At 67.8% G+C, this 15,872-nt stretch carries 12 protein-coding genes; 5 read left to right on the top strand and 7 right to left on the bottom strand.

All coding sequences use genetic code 11. The features are described from left to right. Window positions 1-59: 59 nt before the first annotated feature. The 4 genes from RIV14_RS02600 to RIV14_RS02585 all read right to left on the bottom strand — a co-directional run bounded on the left by RIV14_RS02600 (window position 60) and on the right by RIV14_RS02585 (window position 6,116). Window positions 60-2,642, bottom strand: coding sequence for a DEAD/DEAH box helicase (locus RIV14_RS02600; protein ID WP_075372299.1), 2,583 nt, complete (start codon window positions 2,640-2,642; stop codon window positions 60-62). Window positions 2,643-2,947: 305 nt separating this feature from the next. Then, window positions 2,948-3,829, bottom strand: a complete 882-nt coding sequence (locus RIV14_RS02595; protein ID WP_075372300.1) for an ABC transporter ATP-binding protein — start codon at window positions 3,827-3,829, stop codon at window positions 2,948-2,950. A 4-nt stretch (window positions 3,830-3,833) separates the two neighbouring features. Continuing rightward, on the bottom strand, window positions 3,834-4,910 hold the full coding sequence (locus RIV14_RS02590) for an ABC transporter permease (RefSeq protein WP_075372301.1): 1,077 nt from the start codon (window positions 4,908-4,910) through the stop codon (window positions 3,834-3,836). A 6-nt stretch (window positions 4,911-4,916) separates the two neighbouring features. After that, window positions 4,917-6,116: an ABC transporter substrate-binding protein gene (locus tag RIV14_RS02585; RefSeq protein WP_075372302.1), complete on the bottom strand. Its 1,200-nt coding sequence runs from the start codon at window positions 6,114-6,116 to the stop codon at window positions 4,917-4,919. 1,015 nt (window positions 6,117-7,131) lie between these two features. Here RIV14_RS02585 and RIV14_RS02580 point away from each other — a divergent pair. The 5 genes from RIV14_RS02580 (at window position 7,132) to RIV14_RS02560 (ending at window position 13,276) form a co-directional block, all read left to right on the top strand. Continuing rightward, a complete protein-coding gene (locus RIV14_RS02580; RefSeq protein WP_075372303.1) occupies window positions 7,132-9,441 on the top strand; it encodes a hypothetical protein in 2,310 nt (769 codons plus the stop codon). Between the two features lie 179 nt (window positions 9,442-9,620). Next, a complete protein-coding gene (locus RIV14_RS02575) occupies window positions 9,621-10,313 on the top strand; it encodes a DNA-directed RNA polymerase II (protein ID WP_256699250.1) in 693 nt (230 codons plus the stop codon). Between the two features lie 106 nt (window positions 10,314-10,419). After that, window positions 10,420-12,237 (top strand): aspartate--tRNA ligase, encoded by a 1,818-nt coding sequence (gene aspS / locus RIV14_RS02570; RefSeq protein ID WP_075372305.1) that lies wholly within the window; start codon window positions 10,420-10,422, stop codon window positions 12,235-12,237. 46 nt (window positions 12,238-12,283) lie between these two features. Continuing rightward, complete coding sequence (locus tag RIV14_RS02565) at window positions 12,284-13,051, top strand: alpha/beta fold hydrolase (RefSeq protein ID WP_075372306.1); 768 nt, start codon at window positions 12,284-12,286, stop codon at window positions 13,049-13,051. 21 nt (window positions 13,052-13,072) lie between these two features. Then, entirely contained in the window at window positions 13,073-13,276 is a 204-nt protein-coding gene (locus RIV14_RS02560; protein WP_178387853.1) for a hypothetical protein, read from the top strand. A 102-nt stretch (window positions 13,277-13,378) separates the two neighbouring features. Here RIV14_RS02560 and RIV14_RS02555 read toward each other — a convergent pair whose 3' ends face one another. The 3 genes from RIV14_RS02555 to RIV14_RS02545 form a co-directional block, all read right to left on the bottom strand. Next, entirely contained in the window at window positions 13,379-13,702 is a 324-nt protein-coding gene (locus tag RIV14_RS02555) for a hypothetical protein (protein ID WP_075372307.1), read from the bottom strand. After that, window positions 13,686-14,015, bottom strand: a complete 330-nt coding sequence (locus tag RIV14_RS02550) for an ArsR/SmtB family transcription factor (protein WP_075372308.1) — start codon at window positions 14,013-14,015, stop codon at window positions 13,686-13,688. Before RIV14_RS02550 ends, RIV14_RS02555 begins: the two co-directional genes overlap by 17 nt. A gap of 190 nt (window positions 14,016-14,205) precedes the next feature. Further along, on the bottom strand, window positions 14,206-15,606 hold the full coding sequence (locus RIV14_RS02545) for an OmpA family protein (protein ID WP_081381826.1): 1,401 nt from the start codon (window positions 15,604-15,606) through the stop codon (window positions 14,206-14,208). Window positions 15,607-15,872 lie beyond the last annotated feature (266 nt).

The following is a 15,872-nucleotide window of genomic DNA, read 5'->3' as shown; positions in this document are numbered from 1 at the left end:
ATACTGGGGGCGGCAACGCGTGTTGCCGCCCCCAGCCGCATCAGTGGAGTCCTCTGGACTCAGCGGTCGCCGCGTCGGCCGCGGAAGCCGCCCCGGTTGCCGCCGAAGCGGTTCTGGTTGCGCTCGCCGTAGCCACGGCGGTCATCCCGGTAACCGTCGCGGTCATAACCGCGACCGCCCCGGTCCTCGCGCCGGCCGCGGAAGCCGTCCCGGTCGCCACGACGCTCGTCCCACCGACGGTTGTCACGGCGCTCCGAGCGGTCGTAACCGCCCCTGCCGCCGCGCCCATCACGGTCCTTCCAACCACGCTCGCCGTCATCACGGCGGGGACGGAAGCCGCGCTCACCGCGATCCTTACGGTCCTCCCAGTCACGGCGCTTGGGACGACGCTCTGCGCCGTTGGGACCGGACCAGCCGTGACCCGGGCCCTCGTCGGGGCGGATCCGCAGCTCGCGGCCCCCAAAGGTCGCCCGCCCCATGACACTCAGCTGCTCGGGGCTGAGGTCGGCGTAGATCGTGACCAGGGAGAAGGACTGAAGGATGTCGATCTTGCCGATGTCGGAGCCCTCGATACCGCCCTCGTTGGCCAGTGCACCAACGATCGCGCCGGGAAGGACCCGGTCCCGGTGCCCCACCTCCACGCGGTAGACGGTCCCGGGCCCCTCGTGCTCGCGGCGCCCGGAACGGGTGGCCGAGCGGCGTCCCTCCCCTCGGTCGCCCCGTTCGCCGCGACGGTTCTTCTCACGCCCGCCTTCGAAGGACGCCGACAGGAAGGTCCCCTCGGAGTCGAGGTTCTCCTCCCGGCGGGCGCGCTGGGGGCGCTCACCGCCACGCTCCTCGCGCCTGCGCGGTCCCTCATCACCCACGGCCAGAGCCAGCAGCGTGGCCGCCAGCTCCTCGACGTCGATATCCAGCTCCCGGGCGGAGTCGGCGACCAGCGGAAGGTACATACCCAGCCGACCGCGCTCATGGCGGGCCGCCGCCTTGGACAGGAGCTTGCGGGCGCGGTGCTCGGAGACGTCCGCGGGGGAGGGCAGGGTGATCTCCTCCAGACGGGTCCCGGTGAGGCGCTCGATCTGGCGGAGCTTGCCCTTCTCCTTGGGGGTCAGGAAGGTGACGGCCTCACCATGGCGGCCGGCGCGGCCCGTGCGACCGATACGGTGCACATAAGCCTCGGCCTCACGGGGCACGTCGAAGTTGACGACCAGGCCGATGCGGTCCACGTCCAGCCCCCGGGCGGCGACGTCCGTGGCCACCAGCACGTCAAGGGTGCCGGCGCGCAGCCGCTCCACCAGGCGCTCGCGCTCGCGCTGGGGTACGTCACCGGAGATCGCAGCGGCCTGGATGCCCCGGCCCGCAAGCTCGATGGCGACGTCCTCGGCCGTGGACTTGGTCCGCACGAAGACGATGGCGGCCTCGGCGTCGGTGACGGCCAGGACTCGGGACACGGCGCCGATCTTGTGGCGGAACGGAACCACCGCGTAGGTCTGGTGGACGGTGGCGACCGTGGAGGCCGGCCTGGAGACCTCGACCTGAACGGGCTCGTGAAGGTGCTGGCGTGCCACGGCCTGGATGGCCGGAGGCATTGTCGCTGAGAACAGGGCGGTGCGTCGATCGGCGGGGAGGGACTGCGCAATCGTCTCGACGTCCTCGGCGAAGCCCATGCGCAGCATCTCGTCGGCCTCGTCCAGGACGAAGTAGCGCACGTCGTCGAGCTGGAGCGCGCCCTTGTCAATGAGGTCGATGACGCGGCCGGGAGTGCCGACGACGACCTGGGCACCGCCCTTGAGCGCGCCGATCTGGGGGCCGTAGGGGGCACCGCCGTAGACGGCCACCACCTCCAGGCCGCGGGAGCGGGCGGCCATGTCGGTGATGGCCTCGGCGCTCTGGAGCGCGAGCTCGCGGGTGGGGGCCAGGACGAGTGCCTGAACCACGCTGTCGCGCGAGTCGACGGCGTCGAGCAGCGGCAGCCCGAAGGCCGCCGTCTTGCCGGTGCCGGTCTGGGCGACGCCGACGACATCGCGGCCGGCCAGCAGGACCGGGATCGCCTCCTTCTGGATCGCGGTGGGGGTCACGAAGCCCATGTCGGTGACGGCCTTGAGCAGGTCCGAAGGAAGACCCAGGTCGGCGAAGGTGATCTCCTCGTCCTCCTGAGCGGTCCTCACCTCGATCTTGTCCCGGTTGCGCGGGGAGGCGGTGTGCTCGGCGTCGTGCCGGTGGCCGTCAGAATCAGTGTCGGAATCGGCGTCGGTGTCGATGAAGGGGGCATGGCCGTCGACCTCATCCTCATCAATGTCGACGCCGTCGTCCTCGTCGGAGTTGTCGATCCCGTCCTCTGGGTCGGCCTCGGGGCGGTTTCGGTCGACGTCGTCGGCCTCGTCGTCGTGGTCGACGTCCTCAGGGTCCTCGGGGGAGTCGGAGGAGGCGGGAGTGGCGAAGTCCGCGGGGGAGGAGGTGGTGTCGTCGGACTGGTGCGGCGCGGCAACGGCGCCGTTCTCGTCGTTCTCGCCGTTCTTAGCCGGGTCGGCCGGTTCGCCGCCGGAGAGCTCGGCGGAGAAGAGAGCGTCAAGGCTGAGAGGGCCGTTGCTGTCGGTGCTCTGAGCGTCGGAGGTGCCGGGCGCAGTGCTGCTGGAGTGAGTCATGAAGTTTTCCCATATCTGTCCCCATGAAGATGGTGGGGACCGCGGCGGAGTGTGGGGGAGGACCTTTTGTCCTCCGCTCTTTGCCGTACCTGGCCCACCACACTCGCCCCGCACCCGGACTGGCCGGGTGACTCATGGGCTAACACGCACAGACTCACGGGATGCTCGTGCCGCACACCGGGTGCGGCAGAACCCGAACGGGGTCAACAGGGCACGGATCGCTCCTGTGTCCAGGCTACGGGAGAATCGGCGGAACTCCGCGCTCCACGGGCTGGATCACAGGTGAGGTCGGTCTCGTGGCCCGATCACCGGCCCAGGAGGCTGAGGATCTCCCGACGCAGCTCGCGGACCTCCTCACTTGACTCGTCGTGCTCGGGCACCTCGATGTCGGCGACGATGTGCGCGGGGCGCTCGGACAGGACGACCACTCGGTTGGACAGGCGCAGGGCCTCGTCCACGTCGTGGGTGACCAGGACGGCGGTGAAGCGTTGGGACTCCCACAGCTTGAGGATCTCGTCCTGGAGCTGCAGGCGTGTCAGGGCGTCGAGCTTGCCCAGGGGCTCATCCAGGAGGAAGAGCCGGGGCCGGTTGACCAGGGCTCGGGCCAGCGAGGCTCGTTGAGCCATACCGCCTGAGAGCGTGGCGGGGTAGGAATCGGCGAAGTCCCGCAGCCCCACGATCTGCAGGGCGGCCTCCACCCGGCGCCGGTCGCGCTCCATACGGTCTCTCGCCTCGGGGCCCAGGGCGACGTTGTCCCGCACTGTCCTCCACGGCAGCAGCGTGGCGTCCTGGAACGCGAGCGCGCGCAGAGGCGAGGGCCCGGTCACCTGCGTGGAGTCGACGGTGACGCCGCCCTCGACGGGCTGCTCCAGCCCGGCCAGCAGTCTCAGGATCGTGGACTTGCCGCACCCGGAGGGCCCCACGAGCGAGACGAACTCGCCGGGTGCGACCGTCAGGTCGATGTCATTGAGGACGGGAAGCTGATCCGGCTTGGCAGCCTCTGCCTCATAGCGAGCCCTCGCAGCGGGGGAGAACTGGCGCAGCAGCAGATGGAGCCACCCGTGCTCCAGGTCATGGGACAAGGGGTAGCTGTGGGAGACACCAGTGAGATCGACCTGTGCGCCACGAGGGGCGGACGGAGTTGAGACCTGCGGCGCGCCAGCAGCCGTTGGAGAACTAGCAGACATCGGTTCACCACCTCACAAGGTTCTGCTGCCATGCCAGCAGCGAGGAGCGGATCTTGAACAGCATGACCATGAGCGTGCGGCAGAAGGTCACCAGAATGATGAGGCCCACGTACATCCGGGGGTAGTCCGCCCAGCCCTTGACCCAGTTGATGTACCAGGCCAGGCCCTTGTCGACGCCGGTCAGCTCGGCGGTCATGAGGGCGGCGAGCGAGGTGCCCAGGCCTGTGAACAGGCCGGTGAGCATGTCCGGTAGCGCTGAGGGCACGGCCACCCGCCTGATGAGGAAGAGCTCGTCGGCTCCCAGCGTGCGGGCCATGTCGATGTAGTCGCGGCGCACGGAGCGTACTCCCGCGCGGGTCATGGTCGCCATGGGGAACCAGGCGCCGAAGCCGACGATGAAGGCTGCTGAGGTGTACGTCGTCGGAAGCAGCAGCAGCGCCAGCGGAAGGAGCGAGGCCGCTGGAACTGGGCCGATGGTCTGGAGGAGCGGATGGAGCCAGTAGTCGGCGCGCCTCGACCAGCCCATGAGCAGGCCTGTGAAGAACCCCAGCACCGATCCGGCCGTGTACCCGATGATGAACAGCAGCGCCGAGGCGCCCAGGCAGCTGAGCAGCAGCCTCCAGTCACCGAGGAAGGAGGCGATGAGTACCTCTGGGGCGGCGAAGTACGGGGGCGTGAGCAGTCCGAGCTTGGATGTTGTCAGCTGCCAGACGATGAACCATGCGCCGGCGGCGTTGATCCAGGGCAGGAAGTGCGCCAGTGACCTCGCTGCCGGACAGGCCGGTCGGACCCGTGCCGTGAGTGTCCACGCGATCAGGGCGATCAGCCATGTCCCGGCAAGGACTGTGACTGGAGTGGTTGACTCCTTGCGGAGAAGGTCTGCCTGCGGCAGGGCAACGACGATGACCAGGTAGGCCAGCCACAGAAACAGTGCCGTGGTGCTCACAAAAGCGCCTGCGCTGGAACGGTGATCGCTTGGTGCGCTCTGCCTGGCTGTGGAGGAGGGCGGTTGTGGAAGCCGATCGTCGATGGGCTTGGAGGACGCGGTCGATGCGGTCGTGGGACTCACCTCAGTGGGCATCGTCAATCAGTCCTTGATGCCGAGGTCGGCGACGACGGTGTCGGTCAGCTTCCGGGCGGAGACGTCGGATGCAATGAAACCGGTCCCCTTGAACTTCTCGATGCCGGGCTCGATCGCGGCCCGGAACCTGGAGGCCGAGGCCTTGAACCCGTATGTCTTGAGCACCCGGACGACGACGTCCTGGTCCGCGGCGACGTAGTCGTTGTCGACCTCGATCTTGGCGATCTCCTCGATATGGTCCGGTACGTAGGCCGAGCCCTTCAACCAGGCCTCGGTCAGAGCCTTCGCCTCCTGGGGCTGCCGACGTACGAAGTCCCCGTTGAGTGCCACCGAGCAGCAGAACTCCTCAGCGTCGTTGTTGGCCAGCTCACGGGCCGTCCCGTTGAAGACGGGAAGCAGCGGTCCGGGGTCGGAGCCCATGATGGCGTCCACCCGACCGTCGGTCAGCGCGGTCCCCAAGGAGTCCGCATCGACTGTGCGCCACGTGATGTCGCCTCCATCCGGCTTGACGTTGATGGCGGCCTCAGACAGCCCGATCGCGAAGTAGGCGAAAGCGGATGACGACAGTGACGGCACGCCGATGGTGGTGCCTTTCAGATCAGCCAGCTTCTGATACGGAGAGTCCTTGCGCACCACCAGGCGCAGGCAGCCGGCGTGGAGCCCTGCGGTGAGCCTGGCGTTGAGGCCGTTGTAGATCGGCTCCAGCCAGGAGAAGAAGATCCCAGGAGCGCCAATGTACTTGCCGGCGCCCACGCCGTCCTTGGTGTCCTCGGTCTGCTGGGTGCGCGCCAGCGTGACCTTCAGTCCCGCGTCGTCGAAGAAACCCTGGTGGTAGGCGGCGTACAGCGGTGCGGCGCAGATGTCGCCGCCAATCACCAGGGGGAGTGCCTCGTGGGCCCCGATGACTCCTTGGTTGGTGCGCCGGATCGTCAGGTACGCGCCGGTGCCGACCACGGCAGCGGCTGCGAGCCCCCCAAACGTGAGCAGCGTGCGCCGTGACGGCTTGCCGTGATGCGACTGGCCCGACTCATTGGTGTCAAGGTCGTCGATGTCGTCATCGGCTGCCAGAATCGCGGCGGCGTTGTCAGCCGTGACCTCCTGAGACTCCACGACCTCGGCATCTGACGAAACGGAGGTCAAAGAGTCGGAGGACTGGGACGGATGGGAAGACGAAGAGGAGGACGAGGACGGCGAGGACGAGGACATGATTTCTCCTGTGGTGGTGGGAACGGACCTCGATGCGCAAGACGCTGAGGCGTCCCTGTGAAAACGGTGGGGGAGGAGCACGAGAAGCCCAAGCAGAGTGAGCTGGGTAGGAGCGGACGCAGCCTCAGGCCATCAGGGCTTGTGGAAGGGCGTCCCCGTACTGACGAGCGGAATACGCGGCACGGGAGCCTGGGAAGTCAGGGCCGGTCATCGTTCTCGGCCGGTGTCAGAGCTGTAGTGAGGCGTCGTCGCGATCCCCGGGCAGGTTCAGCACTGGGTCAGCACTGGGGGAGGGGAAGGGATCAACAGGCCCGACAGCAACACATCTGCGCACCACACATGACCGCGAGCGCCTGTGCGCCTCGAGCGGTTGTGGTCGTCAGAACGATGTGCGTCATGAAGGCCACCCTACGCCACCCTCCCCGGAACAATGCAAGCCTGCCATTCGTCTCATGATGGGAGCGTCCCATCGCCGGATCGCTGCAGAACTGGTAGCGGGCTGCGTGACCGGCTCACCTTCGGACGGTGCCGGTCAGTCTCCATGGTGTGCGCAGCGGATCGTGGGGGCTCGATGCTCACGAGCAGGACCTGGGATCCTGCGGCTGAGTCACCAGAGGCACTTCGTGCGCGACCGCCGTCGGCGAGAGCGCGCTGCGGGGGGCAGGATCTACTGCGCAAATAAAACCGTGACACAAAAGGAATCTTGGCTACAAAGAGATCACGTACCCCAATTTATCGTTACCAATGCTCGAGTTTCCTCAAGGCTCCCGGTTCTGAACGGTCTCAGCCCGACCGGTTGACGGGTTACCGCTGTGTATACTTAACCCGGAATCGACAACGCGGACGATGCTTTCGGGTGATAGCGGATTCTTAGAAGGGAGGCGTCCGTCTATCATCGTTCGCGAAAGGCCGTCGTGCCTGCTTCGTGGCGCGTCCTTTCCTCGTGCATCTCGGTTGTCAGCCATTCGCTGTACGAGTAAGTCCACCTGTCCCCGCCCGTGAACGAGACCACGTCATGCAATACGCTCAGCGGCTGCTCGCCGCCCTCCCTTCTACCCGGGGTGGCCTGCGATCGATTCTTGCTGTTCTGACAGCCTTCGGCATTGTTCTGGCCACCGCTGGTGTGGCCGCTATGCCCCTCCTGAACGAAGGCAAAGCCGTTGAGGACACGGAGAACGGCTCGGCCTGCCACCCCGCAGCCAGAATGGTCTACCCCGAGGGCCAGTCGGCACCCGAGTACGTGGTGCCGGTCTATGAGACCAAGTACGGCGTCGAATCGATCCTGTCGGACTGGTGCAGTACCGCAGGGAAGGTCCTGGAGGACCCCACCATCACGCTCAACGTCGTCGAGGGCAAGACCGTCACCCCCTACCTGCTCCCCGGCATCAAGGCCGAGCTTGAGCGTCAGGCTCCCGCCAACGGCGAGCAGAACGTGTTCATCCCGACTGACTACCTCGTCAAGGGTGTGCGTGAGGTCACCGGCGACAGCGGCTGGGAGGTCGGCACGAAGGTCTTCAGCCTCACCTACACCAGCGGAACGGTGAGCGCGACGACGGGCCTGTTCTCTTTCGTCAAGCAGGACCCGGACATCATCAACCCCCCGGCCCCCGAGCCCACGCCGGAGCCGGCCCCCGAACCGACTGCGGAGCCCACCTCAGAACCGAGCGCTGCGCCCGCACCCGAACCGGCTCCCGAGCCGACGGCCGCACCCACCGCAGAACCGACTCCTCAAGCCACGACTGAACCGTCGGCGGCGCCTTCGGCTTCTCCCACACCGGAACCTGCACCAACACCTTCACCGACTCCCTCTGCGGCGCCCAGCCCGTCGGCCAGTCCTTCCACGACTGCCTCGCCCAGCTCATCGCCCTCGCCTTCCCAGTCTCCCAAGCCCGAGCCGACTGCCTCCGCTCAGCCGAGCGCCTCCCCGAGCGCCACCGCTAAGACGTGCCAGGACAAGCCCGCCGTCCAGGTGCTCAGCTCCGATGGCTCAGACCTTCAGGGGGAAGAGCCCGCCTACGAGCCGGATACTGCAGTCAAGGTCCGCGGCACGGGCTGGTGCTCCCAGGGGACGATGCTCGACGGCGAGAAGCCGGTCGAGATCAAGGTCGCGGCCTACGGCGGGTACGTGGTTCCGGGAACGCTCTCGGTTCCCGTCACCTTCCATCACGGGGCCTTCGAGGCCCAGCTCAACCTGTCGGCCCTCTACACCGGGGGGAACGTCGACAAGGGGCGCTACTACCTGCAGCTCTCGCTCATCGATTCCGGGCTGACGGCCGCCACCAACATCTTCGCCCTCAACAAGGCCGTCACTCCGCAGCCCAAGCCGGAGCCGTCCCCCGCGCCGAGCCCTGCTCCCACGCCTTCTGCTGCACCGTCGTCGGATCCCTCCGCCTCACCCCGGCCCTCTGAGACGGCGTCTCCGGCTCCCGCGCCGCACACCACCGGCCCCGATCAGAACGCTCAGAGGCCGAACCCCAATGGCGGCGGACGCCCCGGAACGGACAATGCCCCTGGCAACAACCCAGGTGGCAACCCGGGCTCCGGCGCGGGTTCAGGTTCAGGCGTGGGCGCAGGAGGCCAGGACGCCTCCTCGGAGCAACAGACAACCGATGCCGGATCGGACTCCCGCTCCTCGACCTCGCAGGACGACTCCGCCCGCCAGCAGACCGACACAGATGCGGTGCCCGCCCCGAACGCCGGAGACTCAGGAGCCGAAGGCGCCCATGCCCCGGAAGACTCCGCGGCCTCGGCGCAGGACTCACCTGAGGCCGACGCGGCCTCTCAGCGCACCACCCGTCCCGACCGGAGCCCGGTGGCCCCAGTGACCAGCGCAGCGCACCTGAGCGCAGACAACGCCGGCTCGCTGTCCGGGTCCCGCCAGGGCAACATCGTCAACCTCGTCCTGCCCAAGTCCAAGGTGCAGGCGGGCGAGTGGGTCTCGGTGTTCGTCTTCCCCGGAGCCACCACCAAGGGCTGGGTACAGGTTGATGATGCCAACAGCGTCTCCATCGATATCTCGACATTCAACTCCGGCTCCTACGAGCTGGCGGTGGCCGATCGAGACAACAGCCTCCTGGGGTGGGCGAAGCTGGAGATCTCCTCTGCCTCCTTCGATCCTCGCAACCCGGCACAGGCCCAGCTGCTGACCTTCCCGGACACGGCGGCCGCGCCCACCAAGGGCCTCAGCGCCAACGACATGCTCCTGGGGACCGCTGGGGGACTACTGGTCGTCGGAGCCGTGAGCCTGCTGGTCGCCGCGCTCTCCGGAATGCCGCTGCGCGCACCACGGACCACCCAGCAGCTGCGGCTCCCGCGCAGGCACTGAGCCGGAGTGGTAGGAGAACGTCAATGACATCGTCAAGGGGGCCGGAGCACGCGGCCGTGGAAAGGAGGTGGGAGCAGATGATCCGGATGTTCCGGAATGCTGAGCGCATACGGCGTGAGCGGCATCCTGCGCCGGCTCGGCATCGGACCGGCTTCCAGCGCCTCCAGGGATCACCGCGCGTGCTCGTCATCGTCTGCTCTGTCCTCCTGGCCTCCCTGGCGGCGCTGGTCTCCACGAGCCCCGCTGCCAGGGCGGACACCAAGACCGGTCCCTCCACCACAGGAACCGCCTCAACGGTCAGCCCTTCGACGGTCGCCGTGGGAGGAACGATCATGTACACGCTCTCAGGATTCCCCAGTGGTGTGACGGTCCAGGTCCTCATCGACGACGGCGCGCTGGTCGCCTCGCGCCCCTCGGAGTCCGAGGTGGTCGCCACGATCACCGTCAAGAAGGACGGCACTGCGGCAGGCTCCTTCGAGCTTCCTGAGTACGTCGAGCAGGGAAACCACTGGCTGCGATTCCGGGTCGTCGGGGCGCAGGGGGAGAGCGGCCAGGAGGGCAACGCGGCGGACTACACCAACAAGAGCCCCTACTTCACAGTATCGGGCGTCACGGTCATTGGCGGGTCTGCCCCTCCCACCGTTCCACCGGCTCCCACGCCGCCGCCCCGTCAGGTCGCGGCAATGGGGCAGTCCAACGCAGCCGCGGCCTCCGGCATCCAAGCCGCTGGGGCGGCTGGTGAGTCGACCGGGTTTCCGATCATCGGTGCCTCCGTCCTCGCGCTCAGCGTGATCCTGGTGGTGCTGTCGGTACTTGTAGCGATCAACCGTCGCAGGATGGCGGCCTATCAACGTCGTCGGGCCATGGCCTGAGGCCTGAGAGCCGAGGTCCTTGTAAACTGCCGCCGGCGCCCACCCGTCTCGTGGTGCGCCCCGACGGGCACCGGCTCAGTGCCCCACACGGAAGGAACCCAGCACCGTGCTGCGAACCCGTACCGCAGGCTCTCTGCGCACCTCAGACATCGGCCAGGTCGTGACCCTCACCGGATGGGTGGATCGACGTCGTGACCATGGAGGCGTGGCCTTCATCGACTTGCGGGACGCTTCGGGGATCGCCCAGGTCGTCATCCGCGAGGAGGTCGCCCACGACCTGCGCGCCGAGTATGTCCTGGCCGTCACCGGGGAGGTGAGCGCCAGGCCCGAGGGCAACGCCAACCCGAACCTGCCCACCGGCGAGATCGAGGTCGTCGTCTCCGACGTCGAGATCCTCAACGCCTCCGCGCCGCTGCCCTTCCAGGTCTCCGACCACGCCGAGGACGCCGGACAGGTCGGCGAGGAGGCGCGACTGCGCTACCGCTACCTCGACCTGCGGCGCAGCGCCATGCAGCACGCCATCCGCCTGCGCGCCAAGGTCAGCCAGGCCGCCCGCAGGGTCCTGGACTCCCACGACTTCGTGGAGATCGAGACCCCCACCCTGACCCGCTCCACCCCGGAGGGGGCCCGTGACTTCCTGGTCCCGGCTCGTCTGGCACCGGGCTGCTGGTACGCCCTGCCGCAGAGCCCGCAGCTGTTCAAGCAGCTCCTCATGGTCGCCGGCATGGAGCGCTACTACCAGATCGCCCGCTGCTACCGCGACGAGGACTTCCGCGCCGACCGCCAGCCCGAGTTCACCCAGCTCGACGTGGAGATGAGCTTCGTCGAGCAGGACGACGTCATCGCCGTCGCCGAGGACGTGCTGCGCGAGGTGTGGGCCCTCATCGACTACGAGCTGCCCACGCCCATCGCCCGCATGACCTACCGCGACGCCATGGAGAGGTACGGCTCGGACAAGCCCGACCTGCGCTTCGGCTGCGAGCTGGTGGACCTGACCGACTACTTCAAGGACACCACTTTCCGGGTCTTCCAGAACCCCTACGTGGGCGCCGTCGTCATGCCCGGCGGGGCCTCCCAGTCCCGACGCACCTTCGACGCCTGGCAGGAGTGGGCCAAGCAGCGCGGCGCCAAGGGGCTGGCCTATGTCACCGTCGCCGAGGACGGGACCCTCGGCGGGCCCGTCGCCAAGAACATCACCGACGCTGAGCGGGAGGGCCTGGCCCAGGCGGCCGGGGCCGAGCCCGGCGACTGCATCTTTTTCGCCGCGGGTCCCGTGGACTCCTCGCGCGCACTGCTGGGCGCCGCCCGCCTGGAGATCGGCAAGCGCTGCGGCCTCATTGACGACGACGAGTGGTCCTTCGTGTGGGTCGTGGACGCCCCCCTGTTCAAACCCTCCGCCGAGGCCAAGGCCGACGGCGACGTGGCCCTGGGCAAGTCCGCCTGGACCGCGGTCCACCACGCCTTCACCTCGCCCAAGCCCGAGTGCCTGGAGACCTTTGACACCGACCCGGGAAGTGCCCTGGCCTACGCCTACGACATCGTGTGCAACGGCAACGAGATCGGTGGCGGCTCCATCCGTATCCACCGCCGCGACGTCCAGGAGCGTGTCTTCAACGTCATGGGGATCGGCGAGCAGGAGGCCCAGGAGAAGTTCGGCTTCCTGCTGGACGCCTTCAAGTTCGGAGCCCCGCCGCACGGCGGCATCGCCTTCGGCTGGGACCGCATCGTCTCCCTGCTGACCCGGGCCGACTCCATCCGCGACGTCATCGCCTTCCCCAAGTCCGGCGGCGGCTTCGACCCGCTGACCGAGGCGCCCGCCCCGATCACGCCCGAGCAGCGCAAGGAGGCCGGGGTCGACGCCGTCCCGGACAACGAGTCCGGCTCTGCGGCGCAGAGCAAAGAAGGCGGGATGAAGCAGAGCTGAGTTCGCCGGTCGCGTCCGCTCATCGCCTACACTCGATGAGGTGACGATGCTCGCGCTGCACGAGTGGGGCGATCCGGCGGATCCGCCGCTGCTCTTAGTCCACGGCCTGACCGAATCGGCTACCGCCTGGCCCGACGCCGTAGCCCGCTGGTCCTCCCGGTATCACGTCCTGGCGATCGATCAGCGGGGGCACGGGGCTTCCCCGCGGTGGGATGACGAGACCCTGGTCCGGGCGCCGCAGACCATGCAAGAGGACCTTGAGAAGACACTGGTCCTGTTCTCGGAGCCGCCGGTCGTCGTGGCGCACAGTCTGGGAGGGCTCATGTCGCTGCGGGTGAGCGTCGCCCGGCCCGAGCTCGTTCGGGCACTGGTCCTGGAGGACGCCGCGCGTCCCACCGGGCACTGGGCCCCGGCCCCCTGGTTCGTGGAGCACCAGGAGCGCTTCCTGGACGCCTTCGCCGACGGCGGCGCGGCCGAGCGGGAACGCATGAGGCTCGAGACCTCATGGAGTGAATCCGAGATCGAGGGCTGGGCCGCGTGCAAGAGGCAGGTCGACCGCCGTTATATCCGCGAGGGTACCTATCTCGGCGAGGCCGACCTCATCAGCGCGGTCAACCGGCTGAGGATGCCGACGCTCTACCTGGCACCCCGCCGCGGCAGCATGGCTCCTGACCCCTCTGAGGTGACCAATCCGCTTGTGCGCCTGGTGCTGCTCGACGGCGTCGGCCACTGCGTGCGGCGGGACGCCCCGGAGGCCTACCACGGGCTGGTCGATCCCTTCATCGAGGAAGTCTTCGCCGGTACCGGCCGGTGACCCGCCCCTGGGGCTTCCCTGTTGACGTCGGCGCCGGCCGACGCCTGCGGTATCGATCCGGTCACCAGTGTCTCCGACCCCAGCGGCGAGGCGATGCTCAGCGTGCTGGAGCCCGACCTCGTGGTCCGAGAGGCTGCTGCCGGCGCCCTGGTCAGCCTGGGCGCCGGCGTGCGAGACGGAAGGAAAGAGGCTGAGACCCGCTGGGCCGCCCGGTTCACCGAGTGAAGGGTGTTGAACGCGCCGTTCGAGAGCTCGCCGACCCGAGTCAGAGCCTGGGCGAGCGCGTTGCCGTCGCGGTATCGCTGAGCGGGGGCCGGGTGCAGCGCGTCAGGCGGCGTGGGTGCAGGTGGGGCAGGAGCAGTCCTCGCAGGTGCACGAGGAACAGGAGTCCGAGCAGTGCTCGCACGAGCAGGTGTTGTGGTTGCAGGTCGGGCAGGAGCAGTCCTCACACTCGCACACGGCGCAGGAGTCCGAGCAGTGCTCGCACGAGCAGACGTCGCACTCGTCGTAGTGGCCGTTGTCCTCGTGGTGGGCGTGGCCGTTGTGAATGTAGTCCACGTGGTCTCCGTGGATGACGGCGGGGTGCCCGCAGTCCGGGCCGTGGGTGTGCTGGTGGGCCTCAGCGGGGCGGTGCTCAGTGGTGGCAGTCATGGTCGTGCTCCTTCGTGTGCTCGAGGGTATCGATGAAGATGGATGCGACATGGTCGTCAATGAGGGAGTAGCTCTGGCGCTTTCCTTCGCGAACCGACTCGACCAGGTGGGCGTTGCGCAGCACTCGCAGGTGGTGGGAGACCAGAGGCTGGGACACCCCGAGGAACGTCACCAGCTCGGTGACGTCAGCCGGTGAGCTGATGAGGCGGTGGACGATGCTCGCCCTCATGGGGTGAGCCAGCGCCTTGAACAGCTGCACCACGGCGGAGTCATCCCCGAGAGGAGCCTCCGGCGGCGTCGCGGCCTTCCGCATGCAGAAGATTTTATATCAATCTGTCTTAATGTCAATGCTCGGATGAGCGCGTCGCGCTGCCGGATCTGGAAGGAATGCGCTGGTCAGGTGCCGTGACAGCCCACCCGTCCCAGAACTGGCAAACCGGCTTGGACGGCCGCGTCCCAGTCGTTGAGAGCACGTACTGCAGCCGATCGACGGTGGCTTTCACTCATCCTTTGACGGGGATGTCGGTGAGGCGGAAGGGGTTGTTGGGGCGGGTAGGGCGTTTGGAAGGTTCGAGGTCGAGGGTGACGGTATCTTGCCCGGTGTCGGGCCACACCACCGTCAGGGTGGTGGCGTCGCCGTCACCGAGCTTGTTGTCGGCAGTGATCTCGCTCAGGGGGTGGTGGGTCCCTTTGGCGGTGGTGTAGTCGACCGGGTAGTAGCGCGTCTGAGCGGTCAGCAGGCTCAGCCCCGTGATCGCGCCCAGCAGCTTGGTGTCCTCCTCACCACGAGCGCTTCCGGCCAGCTGGGTCGGCTGCAGCCAGTCCGCCGGGCCGACGTCGGTGCCTCCGGGGCCGCCGGTGGCCTTGACCTCACCGACGAGGTACTTCCCGCGGCGGGACACTTCCTTGAGCGCGAAGGTCAGCTTGTCCTCCCCGCTGCCTCGTTTGACCGTGACTCCCTCGCTACCCTTCGCGACCGGCCCCTCGGCCTTGGGAAGATCGCCACCGCCCTTGCCAGATGGGTCCTTGCCCGCGTCGGACTTGGTTGAGGTGGACTCTGTGGGCACCAGGGTAATCTCCACGCGGCGGTTGAGCTGACGGTTCTCATCGGAGTCGTTGGGCACCCGCGGCTCGCTTTCACCCTTGCCCGAGACACTCACACTGTAGGCCGACATGCTGGTCAGCTGCCCCAGCCGGTCGGCCACGGCCTGGGCCCTGCGGTTGGACAGATCCTGGTTGTGAGCGTCGTCAGCGACGTCGTCGGTGTGACCCACGATCGTGACCTGTCCACCGGGGTAGGTGGACAGCTGGTCGGCCGCTTTCTTCAGCGTGGTGTCGGCCTGGGCACTCAGGTCGGCTGAGTCTGAGTCGAACAGGACGTCGGAGGCCAGGGTGATGACCACAGACTTGCCCGTCACCCGCGTGTCCGAGGCCCCGTCCACTGAGGCGGTGAAGGTCTCCAACGCCACCGGGTCCGGGCTGCTCTCGGTGTCGTAGGTATTGTCCAGCGCCTTCTTGGCCTCCTCGGACAGCTTACCGTCGCGCACCACCGGCACGCCCTCGAACAGGCCGGACTCGGGCACCAGCACGTTGATGGTGTTGGCGTCGACCGGCTTGAACAGGGCGTGCAACGTAGCATCGGGCTCCTTGTCAGTCAGGCTCGTGCTCTGGGAGGAGGCTTTGAAGGTCTCCTGGACGGTGCCGGCATCGAGGTCCACCAACCGCACACCATCAGCACCACTAAAACGATCATTGCGGTCCCAGGCCAGGTGCACGTCGAACTTCTTGCCATCAGACGACAGACCGCCGGAGCCGGCCTTGTCCAGGTGGGCGGCCAGGGGGACCACCATGACATCGTTGGAAACCACGGCCGGTCCCACCGTGACCTTCAAGGTCGCTCCCACGGTCGACACCGTTCGGGTCACACCCTGACCCGAACCACCCGAGGCCCCTGCAGAACCCGACGCCGAAGCCCCGGCCGAGCCCGATCCTGCGTTGCCGGACGCCGCCGAGCCACTGCCTTTCTTCCCCTTGCTCTTCCTGCCCAGACAGGCGGCCAGCACCGGAACCCCCAGAACCGACCAACCACCCACCAGCAGCGCACGCCGAGACACACGCCCCAACACCATCACTCCTCCTCCACACAACACACCAGCATCCCCAGGCCGCA

The sequence above is a fragment of the Actinomyces acetigenes genome, from assembly GCF_031296635.1.
GTDB lineage: Bacteria > Actinomycetota > Actinomycetes > Actinomycetales > Actinomycetaceae > Actinomyces > Actinomyces acetigenes.
This window is presented reverse-complemented; position numbering and strand designations above follow the sequence as displayed.